The following is a 19,090-nucleotide window of genomic DNA, read 5'->3' as shown; positions in this document are numbered from 1 at the left end:
AAATATTTTTTCAAATCAAGCGATAACCTAGCCAGGGAGATCCTTTATCAGTCGGGGAGCTCCTTTGACTGATGCGATGACCGGGAGGCGGTTTTGGACAAGAACATGAAGATTCTCATTGTTGACGACTTCTCAACAATGCGACGTATTATCAAAAACCTGTTGCGGGACCTTGGCTTTACCAATACAGCGGAGGCTGACGATGGGAACTCGGCATTACCCATGCTGGAGAATGGCAATTTTGATTTCTTGATCACTGACTGGAACATGCCTGGCATGACCGGTATTGATTTGCTCAAGGCGGTTCGCGCCAGTGACAAGCTGCGTTCTTTGCCGGTGTTGATGGTCACCGCCGAGGCCAAGCGTGACCAGATCATCGCCGCCGCGCAGGCCGGTGTGAACGGTTATGTGGTCAAGCCGTTTACCGCCGCCGCCCTGCAGGAAAAGATTGAAAAGATCTTTGAACGCATAGAAGCCAACGGCTAAGGAGGGCGGGGCGTGTCTGAGATTGACCAGGAGCGTTACGAACGACTGTATCACGAGGTGGGTCGGCTGACCCGGGCGCTGCACACGGCCATCCGGGATTTCCATCTGGGCATTGGTTTGCAGGCCAGTGAAGAGGTAGAACATGAACTGTCCGAGATGGCCGATGCCCGCAGCCGTCTGAATTACGTCATCAAGATGACTGAAGAAGCCGCCAACAAGACGATGGACCGGGTTGATGAAGCCGCGCCGGTGATCCGTAATATGGTTGATCAGGGCTCAGCTCTGCAGGCTGACTGGACTGCCTATCTGGCAGATCGCAAGTTGGACGCCGAACAGCAACAATTGTTTGATCGTGTTTCCGGACTGCTGGACCTCTTATCAACGCAGGGTGCGGGCATTCACGAGCATCTGACCGAGATACTGATGGCCCAGGGTTTTCAGGACTTGAGTGGTCAGGTCATCAAGCGAGTCATCGAGCTGGTCAGCGACGTTGAGAAGAGTCTGGTCAATCTGGTGAAACTGGCCAGTAATGTAGAGCAGATAGCTGGCATTGAGTCGGGTGTCAGCACTGTACTCAAGCTTGATGACGAGCAAAGCCGTATCCGGGCTGAAGGCCCTCAGGTGAAAAGCGGCAGTAAGCGCGACGTGGTTTCCGGGCAGGATGATGTAGATGATCTGCTCTCCAGTCTGGGGTTTTGACTCAAGCAACAGCGGTCGGCTGAACAGCGGCAGGTGAAGAGGTTAGACAGCATGAGTTTTTTTGATGACGAAGAGATACTCGAGGATTTCCTGGTTGAAGCCGGCGAAATTCTTGAACAGCTCTCTGAGCAATTGGTCGATCTGGAGAAGCAGCCCGATGATAAAAATCTGCTGAATGCCATCTTTCGCGGTTTCCATACCGTCAAAGGCGGGGCTGGCTTTTTGCAGCTCAATGCCATGGTGGATTGCTGTCATGTAACTGAAAACCTGTTTGATAATCTGCGCAACGGTCATCGTCATGTCACACCCGAGTTGATGGACATTGTGCTGCAGGCGCTGGATACCGTTAACGAGATGTTCGCCCAGGTGAAGGAGCGACATCAACCGGACCCGGCGCCGCAAAGCCTGCTGGATGCGCTGCAGGCGCTGGCCAGTGGCGAGGATATGCCCGCCAGTGTGCGTTCTGATGATGAACCGGCGACCACTGCTGATGATGAGATGAGCGATGCGGAGTTCGATGAGCTATTGGCGGCGCTGGACTCTGCTGATATCGCCAGCGAAGCCGAGGCTGATAAGCCGGCATCTGACGATGAAATATCCGAAGAAGAATTTGAGGCCTTGCTTGATCAATTGCAGGGAAAAGCGGCGGCCAGCGACGCATCAGCGGCCCCGCAGAAACCGGCAGAGGCCAGTTCCGACAGCGATGAAATTACCGACGATGAGTTTGAGGCGCTGTTGGATCAGCTGCATGGTGCCGGGTCGCACAAAGGAATTCCGCAAGGCCTTGATGCCGACAATACAGTCAAACCTTCTGAGTCTTCGTCTGCTTCCCCCAAACCGCGTCCCGAGCTGAAAGCTGTTCCGTCATCGCCGCCGCCTTCGTCCGGCAAGGCAGCCGCCGCCCCCGCAGCGGCCAAGGAAGCGCCCGAGACGACTGTGAGGGTTGATACCCGTCGACTTGATGAAATCATGAATATGGTGGGCGAACTGGTACTGGTTCGCAATCGGCTGGTGCGTATCGGATCGACGGCCGCAGATGAAATGCTCTCTAAAGCGGTTGCCAATCTCGATCTTGTGACTGCCGATCTGCAGACTTCTGTCATGAAGACCCGTATGCAGCCTATCAAGAAAGTCTTTGGTCGCTTTCCGCGTGTTGTAAGAGACCTGGCGCGAAGCCTGAAAAAAGAGGTGTCGCTTGAGCTGCATGGGGAAGAAACAGACCTGGACAAAAATCTGGTTGAAGCGCTGGCCGATCCCCTTGTGCATCTGGTGCGAAATGCGGTTGATCACGGCATCGAACTGCCAGAGGTCCGCGAGAAAAATGGCAAGCCTCGCCAGGGCACAGTGCTGTTGACTGCTGAGCAGGAGGGTGATCATATTCTGCTGACCATCTGCGATGATGGCAACGGTATGGATCCTGAGGTGTTGCGACGCAAGGCGGTTGAAAAAGGTCTGATGGACAAGGATGCGGCTGACCGTCTGAGTCGCAGTGAGTGTTTCGATCTGATTTTTGCGCCTGGTTTCTCAACAAAAACCGAGGTCTCTGATGTATCGGGTCGTGGTGTGGGCATGGATGTGGTCAAGACCAAGATCTCACAGCTTAATGGCTCTGTGGTGATTGATTCCAATCCGGGTAAAGGTTCGCGCATCGAGATCAAGGTTCCGTTGACATTGGCCATCATGCCGACGCTGATGATCGTGGTGGCCGATCAGACCTTTGCTTTGCCGCTGGCTAATGTAAATGAAATATTCAATCTGGACCTGAGTCGCACACATATTGTGGATGGACAACAGGTGGTAACGGTGCGCGATAAAGCTCTGCCACTGTTCCATCTGCGTCGCTGGCTCAGTGCGGGTGGCAGCCAGCAGGCAGAAAATGCCACAGAAGCGAATGTGGTGATTGTCAGTGTTGGTGCGCAGCGCGTCGGTTTTGTGGTTGATACGTTAATTGGCCAGGAAGAAGTTGTTATCAAACCGCTGGGACGTATGCTGCATGGCACGCCGGGCATGGCTGGTGCAACAATTACCGGTGACGGGCGTATTGCGGTGATTCTGGATGTGCCCGGATTGCTGAAGCGTTACGCGGCCTGAGGGAATAGCTTGTTATGCGTATTCGGGTGTTGGTGGTTGATGATTCGGGATTTTTCCGTCGGCGATTAACGGAATTGATCAATGGCGACAGCCGTCTCGAGGTGGTGGGAACCGCCAGCAACGGACAGGAGGCTATAGATCAGGTTCGTGCACTTAAACCCGATGTGATTACCATGGATTATGAGATGCCGGTAATGGATGGCATCACGGCTGTGCGACAGATTCAGCAGATCCGGCCAACACCGGTGCTGATGTTTTCCTCGCTGACTTACGAAGGCGCGCGGGTTACGCTGGATGCACTGGAAGCCGGCGCGGTGGATTATCTGCCAAAGAATTTCGAAGATATCTCACGGCACGCTGAGGAGTTGCAAAAGATTTTGTGTGAGCGCATCGTGGTGGTGTCGCGCAGCGGACCCCGGCGGCGCCCGGTGCCAGTGTCAGGCTCGGTGGTCACGCCCGACGAGAGAGCGGCTGCGACCCCTGCGCCTGTGTCGGCGTCAAACACGGCGGCTGCGGCGCGTCGCAGTTCCCCACGGGGCGTTCAATTAGTGATTATTGGCGCTTCGACAGGCGGACCAATGGCCTTGCAACAGGTCCTGACCGCCTTGCCGGCGAATTTTCCACTGCCGATTGTGTTGGTTCAGCATATGCCCGGCACCTTTACCAAAGCCTTTGCTGAACGTCTGAATCGCATTTGTCAGATTGGCATCGCAGAAGCAGTCGATGGCGATGTGTTAAAGCCCGGACATGCCTATCTGGCACCGGGTGGTAAGCAGATGCTGCTGGAGGGCAGGCCCGTCATGCGGGTGCGGGTGGTTGATGGAGATGAACGGCTCAATTATAAACCGTCGCTGGATGTAACCTTTGGTTCGGCATCGCGGGATCTGGGCGGCAAGGTGCTGGGCGTGGTGCTGACCGGCATGGGGTCCGATGGCCGCGATGGTGCCCGCTTGTTAAAAGCACAGGGTGCCAGTATCTGGGCTCAGGATGAGGCCAGTTCGGTCATCTATGGCATGCCGATGGCGGTGGCCAAAGCCGGTCTGGTTGATGAAGTGCTCAGCCTGGAAAAAGTGGCGCCGCGTTTGTGTGAGGAGTTTAGCTGAAATGCACGTATGGTCAGTTGCCAATCAAAAGGGCGGGGTCGGGAAAACGACGACCACAGTTGCCCTTGGCTGTCTGCTGGCTGACAAAGGCAAGCGTGTGTTGATGCTGGACCTGGACCCACAGGGTTCGCTGGGCAGTTATTTCGGACATTCTCCAGAGCAGGCAGCTCAAAGCAGTTTTCACTGGTTTGCAGCGCCTGGCAAACTGGCAGAGGATGTTTTAAACGGCTGTATACGACACACTGATACCAGGAATCTGCATCTGGTACCGGGCAGCACGGCACTGGCTACTCTGGAGCGCAGTGCCGTGACGCAGGAAGGCATGGGGCTGGCGATTTCGCGCGCCTTGAGTCGTCTGTGGGATGATTACGATTATGTGTTGATTGACAGTCCGCCGACCCTGGGTGTGCTGCTGATTAATGCGCTCGCCGCCTCTGAACGCCTGATTATTCCGGTGCAGACGGAATTTCTGGCCATCAAAGGGGTGGAGCGTATGCTCAATACACTGAATATGGTCAATCGCTCCCGTCGTCAACCGCTGCCTTACCTGCTGGTACCCACGCTCTTTGACCGACGCACTCAGGCGTCGGTGAGCAGCTTCCGCCACATGCGAAAAACCTGGCCGGACGTCACCTGGCACGCCGCCATTCCAGTGGATACCCGCTTGCGAGATGCCAGCTCTCAGGGCGTCACGCCGCTGGCGCTGGACCCTGACAGTCGCGGCATCCAGGCCTACGGTTCCCTGCTGAAGACCTTGTTGAAGGCGGAATCAGCTTTGACGTCTACGGCAGGAGTAGCAGCGAATGGTTAGTAATACGGCTGAGCAGATCGATATCGTTCAGGACTACCTGGATGCTTTGCTGCGCGAGGGGACGGAGGCTGCTCAGGAGACCGAGGTGGTCTCCGTCCCTTCTACTGACAACGCCAGTCGGCAGACCGCCGGGCCGGGGGAAGGTTCCCCTGGGGACGTAGACTGTCTCCGTCCCCAGGGACGGAGACAGTCTACGTCCCCAGCGTCACCACCTACACCGGGGACGGAGGCGGCCTCCGTCCCCAGCGTCATTCCGGCGTTATTGTTTGAGGTGGGGGACATTGAGCTGGCGGCGCCGTTGCAGGATCTGGGCGGCATCAGTGTGATTGATGACAGTTTGCAGCCGTTGGCGGGTCAGGCACCGTGGTTTATGGGGTTGATGCGCTGGAACGGGCGTAATCTGAGAGTCGTTGACACCCATCAGTTTCTGATGCCGGAGCGGGAATGTGACGAAGGGCATCGCCAGCGCTATCGGTCAGTGGTGGTGCTGGGCGATTCCAATTGGGCGCTGGCAGTTGATGTGGCTCAGCAGTCTGTGCGCCTGGAGTCTTCAAAGATCCGCATGCGAGAGCAGCGCGGCGCTCGTCCGTGGCAGGCCGGCACCTTGCTCGAAAGTCTGTGTACTATGCTGGATATTGCTGCACTTCACCGCATGCTTGAAGCATCAGAAGTTGCCAGTGATGTCGACTGAAACCGGCACGAATTCTGCATGAATCGCGCATACTGCGTAAATTCAGGCAAAACGCTAATTTTTTGACGCTTTGATTTGAGGGTAGCAATGGCGGAACTTAAACAACAGGATGATCAGGTCCTGCAATGGGTCACATTTCAGCTTGATAATGAAACCTATGGCGTCAATGTCATGGCGGTCAAAGAAGTGCTGAAGTTTCAGGATATTGCGCCGGTTCCCGGTGCACCTGACTATGTGATGGGTATCATCAACATACGCGGTACGGTGATCTCGGTGATCAATACCCGGCGGCGTTTTGGATTGCCGGATCGTGAATCGGACGACAATACCCGAATCGTGATTATCGAGATAGGCCGTCATGTGATTGGCATTGTTGTGGACAGCGTGGCAGAAGTTGTCTATTTACGCCGCTCTGAAATCGAAACGGCACCCCAGGTGAACAAAGACGAAACCGCTCGCTTTATCACCGGCGTTTGCCATCGTGATGACGCCTTGCTGATCTTGGTCGAACTGGACAAGCTGTTAACCGAAGAAGAACTGGCTGAGCTGGATAACTGACAGCCGCCGTTCCGGAGAATGTACATGATGGCAACAATGATTATTGCAGGAATTCTGGCGACGCTGTGCTGCGTGCTCATCGTGATGCAGTTTGTGCAGATGCGTCGGTTGCGTGAATTGCAGGCCTCCCTTGCCGCCGCCAGTTCACGTCACGAATCTCTGTTGCGTAAAACCGGCCAGGCCGTCGGTCAGCTTGGACAATCCTTGATTACCCTGGACCAGCGCGTCACTCAGACCCAGAGACGCCAGCAGGACCTTGAAAACAAGGACAGCGGCAGCCTGACCTATGCCCAGGCCAGCAAGCTTGTGCAGATGGGCGCCGACCCCGCCGAACTGGTCAAATCCTGCGGCCTCTCAGAAGCCGAAGCCAAACTTGTCTCCCTGATGGCCGCGCGCGGCGTAGGAGACGGCGTCAGGCTCTGAGTGCTTTGCAGAGGTTCTGTTGGGGAGCGGGCTGGGGGTTGACCTGCACGGTCGTGACCGGCCATCTTCTTTCCCCACACCCCCGGCGGGGGGGAACTCGACCTCGCGGCTTTGCCGCTCGGGACTCGGACAGTCCCGCCCGCTTTTCGGGTGTGTGGGGAAAGAAGAAAACATGGCCTGAATGGTCACGACCGTGCAGGTCAACCCACAGCCCTTGTGCCGACTTCGGCCGCAAAGCACTCAGAGCCTGACGCCGTCTCCGGTTTCCTCCCATTTGCAGTGGAAAGTGTTTATAATCCGGCGGATGATACACGCTGATTCCACTGAGATACCTTCGTCTGGCCCGTTGCTGCGGGCTGAGCAGCTTTTCTGTGAGCGGGATGAGCGGGTGTTGTTCAGGAATCTGAGCTTTGAGCTGCATGCCGGACAGCTGATGCAGGTGAAAGGCAGCAACGGTAGCGGCAAGACCACGCTGTTGCGCATTCTTTGTGGTCTGAATGACAGTTATGAAGGTGACATACTTTGGTATGGGCAGCCTGTAGAAGAACAGCGCGAACGTTTTCTGGCTTCACTTCTTTATATCGGACACCGTGCAGGTGTGAACCGCATTTTGACGCCGCGTGAAAATCTGCGCTGGAGTGCCTCTCTGCATACACCGGTTGATGATGCCCGTATTGAGGCGGCGCTGGCTCGCGTAGGCTTGCGCGCTTACGAGGACATTCCCTGTCGTAATCTTTCTGCCGGGCAGACGCAGCGTGTGGCCTTGGCGCGCCTGCTGATCAGTCCTGCCAGGCTGTGGATTCTGGATGAGCCGTTTACCACACTGGATGTGCATGGCGTGCGTGAGCTGGAGTTGCTGCTTGCAGAGCATGCCGGGCAGGGTGGTGCTGTACTGGTGACAACTCACCATGCTCTGAATGTGCCGTGCGAGCTGCATAGCCTTAATCTTGATGGGGTAGATCGCGCCGCATGACTGATCATACTGCTCATCAAAACCCGCAGGTCAGCACCTGGGGCGCCTTTCGTGCCACGCTCAAGCGTGATCTGCTGGTCGCCTTCAAACGGCGTAATGACCTGCTGAATCCCATTATGTTCTTCCTTATTGTGGTCACGCTGTTTCCGCTGGGTGTCAGTCCGGATCCGGTGGAGCTGAGTCGCATATCTGCCGGGGTAGTGTGGGTATCAGCGCTGCTGGCGTCCATGCTATCGCTGGACAATCTGTATCGGGCAGACTACGAAGATGGTTCTCTGGAGCAGTTGCTGCTTTCTCCTCAGCCGCTGTACTTTCTGGTGCTGGCAAAAAATATTGCGCACTGGCTGATCAGTGGTCTGCCAGTGGTTATCCTCTCGCCGCTGCTGGCCTATATGCTCTATCTGCCCGGCGAAGCCTACACCACACTGGTACTGACTCTGTTGATCGGCACGCCGGTGCTCAGCCTGTTCGGATCTATCGGGGTGGCGCTCACCGTGGGGCTGGGCAGTCGCGGACTGATTCTGGCGGTGATTGTTTTGCCCCTGTCGACCCCGGTGCTTATAATCGGCGCCAAAGCGGTCACAGATGTCATGTTTGGTCTGCCGACAGGCAGTCACTTTGCGCTGCTGGGGGCAATTCTGGCGCTGGCGCTCAGTGTTGCACCACTGGCCTCTGCAGCCGCACTTAAAATCAGTGTAAACTAGCGCCCGCAGAGGCGTTACAAAGCGTAACAGGGCTTCTTGGAAGTCTCGTGTTATAGTCGGATAATCAATAGCTTGGGGTGGGGCAGTGTCATGTGGCTGTGGTTTTCAAAATTAGGTTCGCCGCGCTGGTTTTATGACCTTTCCGGAAAGTGGCTGCCCTGGTTGTACGGCGCCATGTTAGTGCTGGGCGTGACCGGCCTGACCTGGGCTCTGCTGTTCGTGCCGCAGGATTATCAGCAGGGTGAAACCATTCGCATCATGTATGTGCATGTGCCTGTTGCCAGCATTTCACTGGCCTGTTTCCCGCTAATGGCGGTGGCCGGTGCTATTACCCTGGTCTGGAAAATGAAGCTGGCTGATATGGTGGCCAAATGTGTAGCGCCAATTGGCGCCTGGTTTACCGGTCTGGCGTTGGCCACCGGAGGCATCTGGGGTGAACCGATCTGGGGAACCTGGTGGGCCTGGGATGCACGTCTGACCTCCATGCTGATTCAATTCTTTCTGTTTATTGGTGTAATCGCGCTGCGTTCTGCCATCGAAAGCCCGGATAATGCCGCTAAAGCCTGTGCCGTACTGGCCATTGTTGGCGCCATCAATGTGCCGATTATCAAGTACTCGGTCGAGTGGTGGAATACGCTGCATCAGCCGGCCAGCCGTTTTTCAATGGACCCGGTGGCTCCCAATCCGCCGGAAGTCTGGGTGCCGCTGGTCATCATGATTTGCGCTGTTTATGTGTTTTTTGTGATTACACTGATTTTACGCACCCGTAATGAAATTCTGGTGCGTGAACGCCGGTCGCAATGGGTGAAGGATCTGGTCGCAAAGGAACCGGTATGACTATTCAGTTTTCCAGCCTCAGTGAATTTCTGCAGATGGGCAATTACACCTTTCACGTGTGGATGGTTTATCTGCTGTTTACGATTTTTATCACTTACAACCTGCTGGCGCCGCGACTTCAGCGCCGGCAATTCATTCGCGAACAAAAGCGTCGCGCGGCGCGGGATGCCGAATTGGCCGCCCGCCAAGATAACAGGAGCCAGTCATGAAACCGCATCGCAGAAAGAAGCTGGGTATTATTCTGTTTATTGCCACCGGTCTGAGTGTGGCCATTGGCCTGTCGCTTTACGCGCTCAGCAGTAATATTGATTTGTTTTACACGCCCACGCAGGTGGCCACGGGAGAGGCTGCCCAGGGTCAGCGTATTCGCATTGGCGGTATGGTTAAAGAAGGTTCGGTTGTCCATAACCAGGAAGACCTGGAAGTCATGTTTGTGACCACCGATTACAGCCATGATGTAGAGATTTATTACAGCGGCATTCTGCCTGATCTGTTCCGTGAGGGGCAGGGCATTGTGGCTGAAGGTTCACTTGATGCCAGCGGCACCTTTATCGCCTCGCGCGTGCTGGCACGCCATGATGAAAATTACATGTCTCCAGAAGTCAAAGCTGCGCTGGATGCGGCTGAACTGGCCCGGGCCTCGGCCGGAGGCACGTACTGATGATTCCTGAGCTGGGTAATTTTGCGCTGATTCTGGCATTCTGCCTGAGCATTATTCTGGGCACCGTGCCGATGATCGGAGCGGCCCGCAACAATGTACTTTGGATGTCACTGGCCAGACCGCTCACGGCCGGCGTGTTTGTTTTCCTGTCCATCAGTCTGGTGATCCTGGGCTACAGCTTTGTCACTGATGACTTTTCGGTTCAGTTTGTTGCTAACCACTCTAACACCACCTTGCCCCTGCAATACAAGATTACAGCCGTGTGGGGCGGCCACGAAGGTTCCTTCCTGTTCTGGACCTGGATGCTGGGCGGCTGGATGCTGGCCGTGGCCATTTTCAGTAAGTCGGTACCTGAAGAGTTTATCGCCCGGGTGCTGGCCATCATGGGTCTGATCTGCGTGGGTTACACGCTGTTCATGCTGGCAACCTCCAACCCCTTTGACCGGGTATTGCCGCTGGCACCGGCTGATGGGGCTGATCTGAATGCGGCGCTGCAGGACTTTGCCTTTATTGTGCATCCGCCGTCGCTGTATATGGGTTATGTTGGTTTCTCTGTGGTGTTTGCCTTTGCCATTGCTGCACTGCTCAGTGGCCGTCTGGATGCTGCCTGGGCGCGCTGGTGCCGACCCTGGGCCAATGTTGCCTGGGCGATTCTGACGCTGGGTCTGTCGCTGGGTTCCTGGTGGGCTTATTACGAGCTGGGCTGGGGTGGCTGGTGGGCCTGGGATCCGGTGGAGAATCCGCCACTGATCACTTGGCTGCTGGGTGCTGCGATGATTCACTCTCTGGCAGCGACGGAAAAGCGAGGTGTGTTCAAGAGCTGGACGGTGCTGCTGGCGATTATGGCCTTTGCCTCCAGTCTGCTGGGTACCTTCATTACGCGCTCAGGTCTGCTGACATCGGTGCATGCATTTGCCACCGATCCGACACGCGGTGTTTACATTCTGGGCTTCCTGGGTGTGATCATCGGCGGCTCACTGGTGCTTTACGCGATTCGTGCGCCAATTCTGAAAAGTGAGTTCGGCTTTGGCAGCTGGTCGCGTGAAGTATTCCTGCTGGCCAATAACCTGATCCTGGTGGTTGCCAGTGCCGCGATTCTGTTGGGTACCCTGTATCCCATGGTTTACCAGGCGGTCAGTGGCGGTGACCTGATCTCGGTGGGTCCGCCTTATTTTAATACCATTTTCATACCGTTGATGGGCATTCTGATTGTGCTGTTGGGCATTGGCCCCATCAGCCGCTGGAAGCGCACCTCAACAGCCTATCTGCGACAGCAACTGACCCGGGTGGCGATTGCGGCGCTGGTGCTGGGTGTGGCCATCCCGGTTTTGCTGACCATGGATGTGCCGCTGGGTACGATTGGTGTGACAGTGCTCGGCCTGTGGATCATGTTCAGCATGGGCAAGGATGTGCTGAACAAAATAGCCAACAAACCATCAGTGGCTGAAGGGCTGAAAAGTCTGCCGATCAGCTACTGGGGCATGCAGCTTGCGCATTTTGGTTTCGTGGTGACGATGGCGGGCGCCTGCCTGACCAGTATTTACAGTATTGAACGCAGTGTGCTGCTGCAGGCCGGCCAGCAGGCCGATCTGGGGCGCTATACCTTTGTATTTGAAGGGACGCGTCCGGTGCAGGGCCCCAACTACATTGCTGACGAGGCGACGGTGCGGGTGCTGCGTGATGGTGAATACCTGCGTAATCTGTATCCGCAGAAGCAGTTGTATACAGCCAGCAACACCCCGGCTACCAAGATGGGCATTGACGGTCGCTTTCTGCGCGATCTGTTTGTGACACTGGGTGATCCCAGGGATAGTGGTGCCTGGTCCATGACACTCTACGTGAAGCCTTTTGTGCGCTGGGTGTGGCTGGGCACGTTGTTTATTGCCTTTGGCGGTATTCTGGCCGTGACAGATAAACGCTATCGTCGATTCAAAGTGAAGCAGCAGGCTGAGACAGCTTCAAAGTCTGCCACTGGCCAGCTGGTCGGGGAGCAATCGTGATGAGAAATCTCAAGCTGTACATCCCGGTGATTATCTTCGCAGTGCTGGCCGTGTTTATGTGGCGCGGTCTCTATCTTGATTCGCGGACCCTGCCGTCCGTGTTGATTGACCGCCCATTGCCAGAGTTCGAATTGCGAACTCTGGAGATGGGCGATCAGCTGGCAACAATTGATGATCTGCCGGATGAACCCTTCATTCTGAATATCTGGGGCAGTTATTGCCTGCCATGTCTGCAGGAAAACCCCATTTTCATGGCAGCCCGCGAACAGAATCTGGTGCCCATTATCGGCGTGAATTATAAGGATCGGGATCATCTTGCCCGCGACTGGCTGGATATCAACGGTAATCCTTTCAGCCTTAACATCATTGACGATACGGGCCGTTATGGTATTGATCTGGGCGTTTATGGTGCCCCTGAAACGTTTATCGTAGATGCCAGTGGCGTGATCCGCTTCAAGCACATTGGCACTATCGATTACCGAACCTGGGAAGAAGAGATCATGCCGGTTGTACGCCAACTGCAGTCTGAACATATGTCTGCCGCCGGTGTCAGCTCATGAGTTTGCGGTCCCTTACATTGAATGCGCTGCTGGCCTTTGGCCTGGTATTGCTGCTGCCCGCCGGGATCGTGCCGACGGCTCATGCCCAGATGGATGTGTATGAGTTTGAAACTGATGAGCAGCAGAGACGTTTTCGCCAGTTGTCCAATGACTTTCGCTGCCCGATGTGTCAGAACGCTAATCTGAGCAGCTCTCCGGGCGGCGTGGCCGCCGATTTGCGTCGTGAGATTTATCTCATGATCATAGATGGCATGAGTGATGAAGAAATTGAATCCTTTATGCTGGAGCGTTACGGTGACTTTATTCTGTATCGCCCGCGGTTAACCGTGCAGACGCTATTGCTGTGGTTTGGCCCTGTGCTGTTTCTGTTAGCCGGTGTATGGATTGCCTGGAATATAACGCGACGCAGCGGTCGTGGCTCAGAGGAGCCTGCAGCCATATCCCCGGCGCCTTCGTCGGCACCAGACGCTGCATCGAAGACATCCGGCGTTCATACAGCACCACTTAGCCCTGAAGAAAAACGGCGGCTGGCCCAATTGCTGGGCGACGATATCGACAATCCTTCCAAGCCGTCATGAGGTGATCACTTGTTCTGGATAATCAGTACCCTGTTATTTGTACTGGCCCTGCTTTTTGTGCTGCTGCCTGTCATCAGGCACAGCAACAAGGCGGTGGCAGGTCTCAAAGAGCGTAATGCCGCGAACCTGAGCATTTATAAAGAACGATTGGGCGAGATTCGGGCTGAACTGTCCGAGGGGCATATTGATCAGACAGAGTTTGATGCGCTGGAGGCAGAACTGTCACGCACGTTGCTGAGCGATGTAGATGGCTCGGACGACGCGACCGATCAGTCTGCTGCGGAACAGGCTAAAGCCAGCTGGTTCAGTCCGCTACGCCTGATTCCCCTGTTGATGGCTGTTGCAGTGTTGCCTTTGAGTATCTGGCTATACGGCTTGTGGGGCTTCAGCAATGATTTGCAGGTCGCACAGATTTTTGATCGCAGCCGTGCTGCGCAGAATGATCCTGAGCAGATCCGGGATATCATTTTTGAACTCGGCGAGGTAATTGAGCGGGACCGTGAAAATGGCTGGGCCTGGTACTTTCTGGCCCGCAATCTGGTATCGCTCGGTCAGTTTGAGCAGGCGGCAGTGGCCTTTGAGCGTGCGTCTGAAAACATTGAGCATCCTCAGGATCGCGCGGTGGTCCTGGGCCAGTATGCCCAGGCTCAGTATATTGCTGACGGTCAGCAAATGACGGCTGAGGTCATGCAGATCATTGATAGCGCGCAGCGACTGAACCCATCTGAACCGGCGGTGCTGCAACTGCTGGGTGCCGATGCCTATGTCAATCGCGACTTTCAGAGTGCTTTGACTTATTGGCAACGATTGCTGAATATGACCCCGGCCGGCAGCGAAGATGGTGAGTTCCTGCGTATGATGATCGCCGATGCTCAGGCTCAGATGACGCAGCAGTCGGCTGCTGACGCCGATCCGATGGCTTCTGCGCCCCAGATTCAGGTCAGTTTGTCTCTGTCGCCCGAACTCGATGTGCCGGATGATACCCGGGTATTTGTGTCAGCCCAGGACAGTGCAAGACCCGGTCCGCCTCTTGCGGCCAGACTGCTCACGGTGGCCGATTTGCCGCTGGTGGTCGACCTGAGTGACGCCGATGCAGTGGGTCCTTTTAATCTTTCTTCAGCTTCTGAGGTCGTGGTGGTTGCTACGGTGTCCCTGAGTGGCACAGCCGATGTTCAGAGCGGCGATTTTCAGGCACGTTCCGCACCTGTTATGCTGGACCACGATGCCGAACCGGAAAATCCGGCCAGGATTCAGATAATGATCAGTGAACCCGTTCCCTGACTATAGTGTTTATATGACAGAAGCTGCAAAGTCCATGTCCGCAGGTAGTGAAACGCCCGCATTGATCGATCGTTTTGGTCGACGGGTGGACTATGTGCGTTTGTCAGTCACAGACCGATGTGATTTCCGGTGTGTGTACTGCATGACCGAACAGATGACTTTTCTGCCACGCCGACAGGTACTGAGCCTGGAAGAAATCTATGCAATCGGCAAGGCTTTTACTGAGCTTGGCGTAAAGCGATTGCGATTGACAGGCGGCGAACCGCTGGTGCGAAGTAACGTTATGAGCCTGATTGAGGCGTTGGGGCGATTGCCCGGCCTGAATGAGCTATTGTTGACGACCAATGGCGCACAATTGCAGAAACTCGCGGCGCCGCTGCGCAGGGCAGGGGTTACTCGTATCAATATCAGCATTGACAGCCTGCAGCCGGAGCGTTTTCGTCGTATCACGCGGGTTGGCGATCTTGATCGGGTGCTGGCCGGAATTGCCGCAGCGCAGCAAGAGGATTTTGAGCGTATCCGTCTGAATGCCGTCATCATGAAAGGGTACAACGATGACGAAGTCATGGCACTGACCGACTACGCGCTTGACCAGGGTCTGGATATCGCCTTCATCGAGGAAATGCCTCTTGGAGAGGCGTCTGACCACAAGCGTGAAGACACTGTCTGCACCAACGATTGGGTCAGAGAACAGATTTCGGCACACTATTCACTCCAGGCCAGCGATGCGCGAACCGCCGGGCCATCTAAATACTACCGTGTTCCCGGTTATGATAGTCGCATCGGTTTCATCTCACCTATGTCACATAATTTTTGTGCGGACTGCAACCGGGTCCGGGTAACTGTTGAAGGACGCCTGTTGCTGTGTCTGGGCAATGAACATTCATCTGATTTACGAAGCGTACTGCGGCGCGGGCTAGCAGAGCAGGGGCCGGCACCACTGGGCGATCTTGCAGACCTGGAAAGAGAGCCGGTCAGCGAGTCGCTGAAGCAGGCCATCATCGCGGCCATGGATCTGAAGCCGGAGCGTCATCATTTTTATGAGGCCGATTACGCTCAGCCGGTCCGGCTGATGAACATGACTGGAGGTTAGTGCCAAACATGGCAAAAGAAAGTACTGGTTTTTTACCCGTTAATGCGGTGGTGGTGACGGTTTCTGATACTCGCACCGAGCAGACCGATACCTCAGGAAAATATCTGGCCGACAGCCTGCAGCAGGCGGGTCACACTGTCCTGGCCCGGCATATTGTCAAAGATGATACGTACAAGTTAAGGGCTCTGGTAGCCACGCTGATTGCCGATGATCAGGTGCAGGCGGTGTTACTGACCGGCGGCACCGGTTTTACGCATCGTGATAATACAGTGCGGGCTGTCACCCCCTTGCTTGATATGCACATTGATGGTTTCGGGGAGATTTTCCGCTACCTGTCTCACGCCGAGATCGGCAGCTCGACTATCCAGTCGCGCGCCTTTGCCGGCATGAGCAATGGCACAATCGTATTCTGCATGCCCGGGTCTACCGGTGCCTGCCGCACAGCCTGGCAGGGCATTATTGCCCAGCAGCTCGATAGCCGTCATAAGCCCTGCCATTTTGTCGACAAACTTAAGTCTGTGTAATCGTCCCGCCAATAAAAACGCCGGCTCTGAAGGTCAGAGCCGGCGTAAAAAACCGTCCACGCGGGTCTTGCATTTACAGATGCGCGTCTTCCTGTCAGCCAGTTTAGTCACGCATCAAAAATTCGGTGTTAAGTCTGTTACACGTTAGCCAGAATGGTCAGCACAGGAACAGCAACTGAGGCTGTTACAACGGCTGCGGTGATCAGTGCGGCTCGTGCGCTAATGATCAGTTCACTCATTTAAGTCATCTCCTTTTGAGGTTACTCAATCTTAAAAACAGGGTTTGTTACCTTTGTTTGTTACGGTTGGCGTTTTGTGCCTCGGTAACGGTGCGTATAGTAACACAGTTGCGCAATAAAGTAACACTTTTAGGTAAATATTTTTATTTTCACGATGAAATGTAACCTTATGTCGGTGAGTTGACTGAAAACTGCGCTGATCGGTCGGATTGCCAGCCCGGAACGCTCTGGTTACACTTGGGCGCTTTTACACGTGGGGTACAGATGCGCATCACCACCTTTAACTGCAATGGTATTCGTTCGGCCGCGCGCAAGGGCTTTTTTGATTGGTTCTCCCGTCAGCAGATTGACGTGCTGTGTCTGCAGGAAACCAAAGCGCAGGTTCATCAGCTCGACGATGAGGTGTTCAGGCCTGCTGGCTATGAGCGGTTTTTCTGCGATGCGGAAAAAAAAGGTTATGCCGGTACGGCCATCTATTGCCGTGTTACTCCGGACAAGATCAGCCGTGGCATTGGCTGGTCGGTGGCTGACCAGGAAGGGCGCTACATACAGGCTGATTTTGGTAATCTGAGCATTGTTTCTCTTTATATGCCATCAGGATCCAGCGGTGATGCCCGGCAGGCCATCAAATTTGAGTTTCTGGATCGTTTTCTGCCTTTGTTAAAGCAGTTTCGCGGGTCGGGCCGTGAATATGTGCTGTGCGCTGACTGGAATATCTGTCATAAGGAAATTGACCTGAAAAACTGGCGGGCCAACCGCAAGAATTCAGGTTTTCTGCCCGAGGAGAGGGCCTGGCTGGATCAACTTTACGATGAGCTGGGTTACGTGGACTCTTTCCGGCTGGTGAATCAGCAGCCCGATCAGTACAGCTGGTGGTCAAACAGGGGCCAGGCCAGAGCCAAAAACGTTGGCTGGCGTCTGGACTATCACATAGTCACTCCGGCGCTGGCCTCACGGGTAGAGAATGCTACAATTTACACTGATGAGAATTTTTCCGATCACGCCCCGGTGACACTTGATCTGGAGTGGGATTGGCAAACCAGTCAGTCATGATAGCGAGCAGGGGTTTTTGCATGATCAAAATGCGGCAGATGCTGGGTTTATTGCTGGTGGGCTTGTTGTGTTCCACGGGCCTGCAGGCTCAGAATATTACGGCGACCATTGAAACCAGCAAGGGAACGATTGAACTGAGTCTGCGGGAGGGCGCGGCGCCCACGTCGGCAGCCAATTTCATCAACCTGGCGCTGCGAGGCTATTACGATGGACTGGTTTTTCATCGGGTTGAGCCACGTTTCATGATTCAGACTGGTGACCCGGAAGGCACCGGGCGTGGTGGCCCGGGTTATACCTTTCGCGGTGAGACGAACCTGAAACATAATCGTCCGGGTGTAATTTCAACTGCCAATGCCGGACCCGGTACCGATGGCAGCCAGTTTTTTATCACTCACTTGCCGACGCCGCATCTGGATGGCAATCACTCGGTGTTTGGTTACGTGACCAGCGGCATGGATGTTGTGAACGCAATCCGCCGGGGTGACACAATGATCAGCGTCACCATCAATGGCGATATCTCGGCGTTATGGGAACGGAAATCTACCGACCTGCTGGTCTGGAATACCATACTCAACCGCAATTTCGATGGACTGAAGCCCGCGCCTGCGCCCTGATTTTCCAGAGAATGATCCGGTTGTTCAGGGCAGCACCTGCTTGAAAGGTTTGACTGTGACGCGCTGGTAGACACCGGCCTTTTGATAAGGGTCTTCATCAGCCCAGCCTTGAGCATCCTCAAGAGAGTCGAAGCGAGCGATGATCAGGCTGCCAGTGAAGCCAGCCTCGCCCGGATCTTCGCTGTCGATGGCCGGATGTGGCCCGGCAATAATCAGTCGGCCTTCGGCGCGCAGTGCCTCTACCCGTTCCAGGTGTGCGGGACGAACCGGCATGCGGATGGGCAGGCTATTGGGTACATCTTCACTGATAATGGCGTATAACATGGGGCTCCTGGCAGGTTTCTGCGGTGCTTGAGTGAATGTCGACTTTGCCGGGGCAGCCTGCTATTGTTGGCGCTTTCCCGGCACAGGGATCATAAAAGAACCACAGACAGGAACGCAACGCCGCGCATGACTCAGACTTTACAAATACATCCCGAAAATCCCGAGCCCCGACTGATACAGCGTGCCGCCGAGGTGCTGATAGGCGGTGGTGTCGTGGTGTATCCCACCGATTCAACCTATGCGCTGGCCTGTCACATAGGCGATAAAAATGCTCTGGAGCGCATCCGGCGCATTCGTCAGTTGTCTGACAAACATAATCTGACGCTCATGTGTCGCGATCTTTCAGAAATCTCCACCTATGCCAAAGTCAGCAACAGCGCCTACCGTCTGCTCAAGGCCTATACGCCGGGTGCCTATACGTTTATTCTGCCGGCCACCGCTGAAGTGCCCCGGCGCCTGATGCACCCCAAGCGAAAAACCATCGGTCTGCGCATTCCGGATCATCCGGTGACTCTGGCTCTGCTGGAGGCAGTAGGTGAGCCGGTGATGAGCACCAGTCTGATCCTGCCTGATGATGAACACCCGCTGTCAGAGATCTACGATATCGAAGATCAGGTCGGAAAACTGGTGGATCTGATTGTTGAGAGCGGGGCCTGCGGACTGGAGCCGACCACGGTTGTCGATCTGGTTGAGGGTGCGCCGCAGCTGCTGCGTGCGGGCAAGGGTGATCCCGCGCCGTTTATGTAACATGGTCTTTGTTAATTCGTGCGATAATAGCGCCGATTTT

Annotated in this window: 23 protein-coding genes; 22 read left to right on the top strand and 1 reads right to left on the bottom strand. The window is 55.2% G+C overall.

Annotation, left to right across the window (positions count from 1 at the left end; translation table 11 throughout):
• Positions 1-93: 93 nt before the first annotated feature.
• The 21 genes from cheY to PS2015_RS08240 all read left to right on the top strand — a co-directional run bounded on the left by cheY (position 94) and on the right by PS2015_RS08240 (position 17,979).
• Positions 94-486 (top strand): chemotaxis response regulator CheY, encoded by a 393-nt coding sequence (gene cheY / locus PS2015_RS08340; protein ID WP_058021769.1) that lies wholly within the window; start codon positions 94-96, stop codon positions 484-486.
• A gap of 12 nt (positions 487-498) precedes the next feature.
• Positions 499-1,185, top strand: coding sequence for a protein phosphatase CheZ (locus PS2015_RS08335; RefSeq protein ID WP_058021768.1), 687 nt, complete (start codon positions 499-501; stop codon positions 1,183-1,185).
• Positions 1,186-1,236: 51 nt separating this feature from the next.
• Positions 1,237-3,276, top strand: coding sequence for a chemotaxis protein CheA (locus PS2015_RS08330; protein WP_058021767.1), 2,040 nt, complete (start codon positions 1,237-1,239; stop codon positions 3,274-3,276).
• Between the two features lie 14 nt (positions 3,277-3,290).
• On the top strand, positions 3,291-4,379 hold the full coding sequence (locus PS2015_RS08325) for a protein-glutamate methylesterase/protein-glutamine glutaminase (RefSeq protein ID WP_058021766.1): 1,089 nt from the start codon (positions 3,291-3,293) through the stop codon (positions 4,377-4,379).
• Between the two features lies 1 nt (position 4,380).
• Positions 4,381-5,190, top strand: coding sequence for a ParA family protein (locus PS2015_RS08320; RefSeq protein WP_058021765.1), 810 nt, complete (start codon positions 4,381-4,383; stop codon positions 5,188-5,190).
• The gene (locus tag PS2015_RS08315; RefSeq protein WP_058021764.1) at positions 5,183-5,881 is read left to right on the top strand and encodes a chemotaxis protein CheW; all 699 of its coding nucleotides are present in this window, start codon (positions 5,183-5,185) and stop codon (positions 5,879-5,881) included. Before PS2015_RS08320 ends, PS2015_RS08315 begins: the two co-directional genes overlap by 8 nt.
• An 87-nt stretch (positions 5,882-5,968) precedes the next feature.
• Positions 5,969-6,439 carry a chemotaxis protein CheW gene (locus PS2015_RS08310; protein ID WP_058021763.1) on the top strand — a complete coding sequence of 157 codons (471 nt, stop codon included), beginning with the start codon at positions 5,969-5,971 and terminating at the stop codon, positions 6,437-6,439.
• Between the two features lie 24 nt (positions 6,440-6,463).
• Complete coding sequence (locus tag PS2015_RS08305) at positions 6,464-6,862, top strand: DUF2802 domain-containing protein (protein WP_058021762.1); 399 nt, start codon at positions 6,464-6,466, stop codon at positions 6,860-6,862.
• A gap of 304 nt (positions 6,863-7,166) precedes the next feature.
• Positions 7,167-7,835, top strand: coding sequence for a cytochrome c biogenesis heme-transporting ATPase CcmA (gene ccmA / locus PS2015_RS08300; protein ID WP_058021761.1), 669 nt, complete (start codon positions 7,167-7,169; stop codon positions 7,833-7,835).
• Complete coding sequence (gene ccmB / locus PS2015_RS08295; protein WP_058021760.1) at positions 7,832-8,539, top strand: heme exporter protein CcmB; 708 nt, start codon at positions 7,832-7,834, stop codon at positions 8,537-8,539. Before ccmA ends, ccmB begins: the two co-directional genes overlap by 4 nt.
• Positions 8,540-8,629: 90 nt before the next feature.
• Positions 8,630-9,376: a heme ABC transporter permease gene (locus tag PS2015_RS08290; protein ID WP_058021759.1), complete on the top strand. Its 747-nt coding sequence runs from the start codon at positions 8,630-8,632 to the stop codon at positions 9,374-9,376.
• Positions 9,373-9,585: a heme exporter protein CcmD gene (gene ccmD / locus PS2015_RS08285; protein ID WP_058021758.1), complete on the top strand. Its 213-nt coding sequence runs from the start codon at positions 9,373-9,375 to the stop codon at positions 9,583-9,585. Before PS2015_RS08290 ends, ccmD begins: the two co-directional genes overlap by 4 nt.
• On the top strand, positions 9,582-10,037 hold the full coding sequence (ccmE, locus tag PS2015_RS08280) for a cytochrome c maturation protein CcmE (RefSeq protein ID WP_058021757.1): 456 nt from the start codon (positions 9,582-9,584) through the stop codon (positions 10,035-10,037). The genes ccmD and ccmE overlap by 4 nt, the downstream gene beginning before the upstream one ends.
• Positions 10,037-12,037, top strand: coding sequence for a heme lyase CcmF/NrfE family subunit (locus PS2015_RS08275; RefSeq protein WP_058021756.1), 2,001 nt, complete (start codon positions 10,037-10,039; stop codon positions 12,035-12,037). The genes ccmE and PS2015_RS08275 overlap by 1 nt, the downstream gene beginning before the upstream one ends.
• The gene (locus PS2015_RS08270; protein ID WP_082628046.1) at positions 12,037-12,597 is read left to right on the top strand and encodes a DsbE family thiol:disulfide interchange protein; all 561 of its coding nucleotides are present in this window, start codon (positions 12,037-12,039) and stop codon (positions 12,595-12,597) included. The genes PS2015_RS08275 and PS2015_RS08270 overlap by 1 nt, the downstream gene beginning before the upstream one ends.
• Positions 12,594-13,175, top strand: a complete 582-nt coding sequence (locus PS2015_RS08265) for a cytochrome c-type biogenesis protein (protein ID WP_058021755.1) — start codon at positions 12,594-12,596, stop codon at positions 13,173-13,175. Before PS2015_RS08270 ends, PS2015_RS08265 begins: the two co-directional genes overlap by 4 nt.
• Before the next feature lie 9 nt (positions 13,176-13,184).
• Positions 13,185-14,456 (top strand): c-type cytochrome biogenesis protein CcmI, encoded by a 1,272-nt coding sequence (ccmI, locus tag PS2015_RS08260; RefSeq protein ID WP_058021754.1) that lies wholly within the window; start codon positions 13,185-13,187, stop codon positions 14,454-14,456.
• Positions 14,457-14,469: 13 nt separating this feature from the next.
• Complete coding sequence (gene moaA, locus PS2015_RS08255; RefSeq protein ID WP_237113299.1) at positions 14,470-15,549, top strand: GTP 3',8-cyclase MoaA; 1,080 nt, start codon at positions 14,470-14,472, stop codon at positions 15,547-15,549.
• An 8-nt stretch (positions 15,550-15,557) separates the two neighbouring features.
• Complete coding sequence (moaB, locus tag PS2015_RS08250; protein ID WP_058021752.1) at positions 15,558-16,073, top strand: molybdenum cofactor biosynthesis protein B; 516 nt, start codon at positions 15,558-15,560, stop codon at positions 16,071-16,073.
• Positions 16,074-16,576: 503 nt separating this feature from the next.
• Positions 16,577-17,365, top strand: coding sequence for an exodeoxyribonuclease III (locus PS2015_RS08245; RefSeq protein WP_058021751.1), 789 nt, complete (start codon positions 16,577-16,579; stop codon positions 17,363-17,365).
• A 20-nt stretch (positions 17,366-17,385) separates the two neighbouring features.
• Positions 17,386-17,979 (top strand): peptidylprolyl isomerase, encoded by a 594-nt coding sequence (locus PS2015_RS08240; protein WP_335338225.1) that lies wholly within the window; start codon positions 17,386-17,388, stop codon positions 17,977-17,979.
• A gap of 24 nt (positions 17,980-18,003) precedes the next feature.
• On the opposite strand, the gene PS2015_RS08235 is transcribed toward PS2015_RS08240, so the two are convergent.
• Complete coding sequence (locus PS2015_RS08235) at positions 18,004-18,303, bottom strand: YciI family protein (protein ID WP_058021750.1); 300 nt, start codon at positions 18,301-18,303, stop codon at positions 18,004-18,006.
• A gap of 126 nt (positions 18,304-18,429) precedes the next feature.
• Between PS2015_RS08235 and PS2015_RS08230 the strand changes: the two genes are divergently transcribed.
• Complete coding sequence (locus tag PS2015_RS08230; protein WP_058021749.1) at positions 18,430-19,050, top strand: L-threonylcarbamoyladenylate synthase; 621 nt, start codon at positions 18,430-18,432, stop codon at positions 19,048-19,050.
• Positions 19,051-19,090 lie beyond the last annotated feature (40 nt).

It is taken from the genome of Pseudohongiella spirulinae, assembly GCF_001444425.1.
In the GTDB taxonomy this organism is placed as follows: domain Bacteria; phylum Pseudomonadota; class Gammaproteobacteria; order Pseudomonadales; family Pseudohongiellaceae; genus Pseudohongiella; species Pseudohongiella spirulinae.
The sequence above is the reverse complement of the archived record's forward strand: the minus strand, read 5'-3'. Positions and strand labels throughout refer to the sequence as shown.

Bases quoted from the DNA above. Each gene is read 5' to 3' on its own strand.
- PS2015_RS08235 (WP_058021750.1), bottom strand. From the start codon at position 18,303: ATGTTATACGCCATTATCAGTGAAGATGTACCCAATAGCCTGCCCATC.
- PS2015_RS08240 (WP_335338225.1), top strand. From the start codon at position 17,386: ATGATCAAAATGCGGCAGATGCTGGGTTTATTGCTGGTGGGCTTGTTG.
- PS2015_RS08265 (WP_058021755.1), top strand. From the start codon at position 12,594: ATGAGTTTGCGGTCCCTTACATTGAATGCGCTGCTGGCCTTTGGCCTG.
- PS2015_RS08315 (WP_058021764.1), top strand. From the start codon at position 5,183: ATGGTTAGTAATACGGCTGAGCAGATCGATATCGTTCAGGACTACCTG.
- PS2015_RS08305 (WP_058021762.1), top strand. From the start codon at position 6,464: ATGATGGCAACAATGATTATTGCAGGAATTCTGGCGACGCTGTGCTGC.
- moaB (WP_058021752.1), top strand. From the start codon at position 15,558: ATGGCAAAAGAAAGTACTGGTTTTTTACCCGTTAATGCGGTGGTGGTG.
- PS2015_RS08330 (WP_058021767.1), top strand. From the start codon at position 1,237: ATGAGTTTTTTTGATGACGAAGAGATACTCGAGGATTTCCTGGTTGAA.
- PS2015_RS08245 (WP_058021751.1), top strand. From the start codon at position 16,577: ATGCGCATCACCACCTTTAACTGCAATGGTATTCGTTCGGCCGCGCGC.
- moaA (WP_237113299.1), top strand. From the start codon at position 14,470: ATGACAGAAGCTGCAAAGTCCATGTCCGCAGGTAGTGAAACGCCCGCA.
- PS2015_RS08270 (WP_082628046.1), top strand. From the start codon at position 12,037: ATGAGAAATCTCAAGCTGTACATCCCGGTGATTATCTTCGCAGTGCTG.
- PS2015_RS08310 (WP_058021763.1), top strand. From the start codon at position 5,969: ATGGCGGAACTTAAACAACAGGATGATCAGGTCCTGCAATGGGTCACA.
- ccmA (WP_058021761.1), top strand. From the start codon at position 7,167: ATGATACACGCTGATTCCACTGAGATACCTTCGTCTGGCCCGTTGCTG.
- PS2015_RS08230 (WP_058021749.1), top strand. From the start codon at position 18,430: ATGACTCAGACTTTACAAATACATCCCGAAAATCCCGAGCCCCGACTG.
- ccmB (WP_058021760.1), top strand. From the start codon at position 7,832: ATGACTGATCATACTGCTCATCAAAACCCGCAGGTCAGCACCTGGGGC.
- ccmD (WP_058021758.1), top strand. From the start codon at position 9,373: ATGACTATTCAGTTTTCCAGCCTCAGTGAATTTCTGCAGATGGGCAAT.
- ccmE (WP_058021757.1), top strand. From the start codon at position 9,582: ATGAAACCGCATCGCAGAAAGAAGCTGGGTATTATTCTGTTTATTGCC.
- PS2015_RS08325 (WP_058021766.1), top strand. From the start codon at position 3,291: ATGCGTATTCGGGTGTTGGTGGTTGATGATTCGGGATTTTTCCGTCGG.
- PS2015_RS08275 (WP_058021756.1), top strand. From the start codon at position 10,037: ATGATTCCTGAGCTGGGTAATTTTGCGCTGATTCTGGCATTCTGCCTG.
- PS2015_RS08290 (WP_058021759.1), top strand. From the start codon at position 8,630: ATGTGGCTGTGGTTTTCAAAATTAGGTTCGCCGCGCTGGTTTTATGAC.
- PS2015_RS08320 (WP_058021765.1), top strand. From the start codon at position 4,381: ATGCACGTATGGTCAGTTGCCAATCAAAAGGGCGGGGTCGGGAAAACG.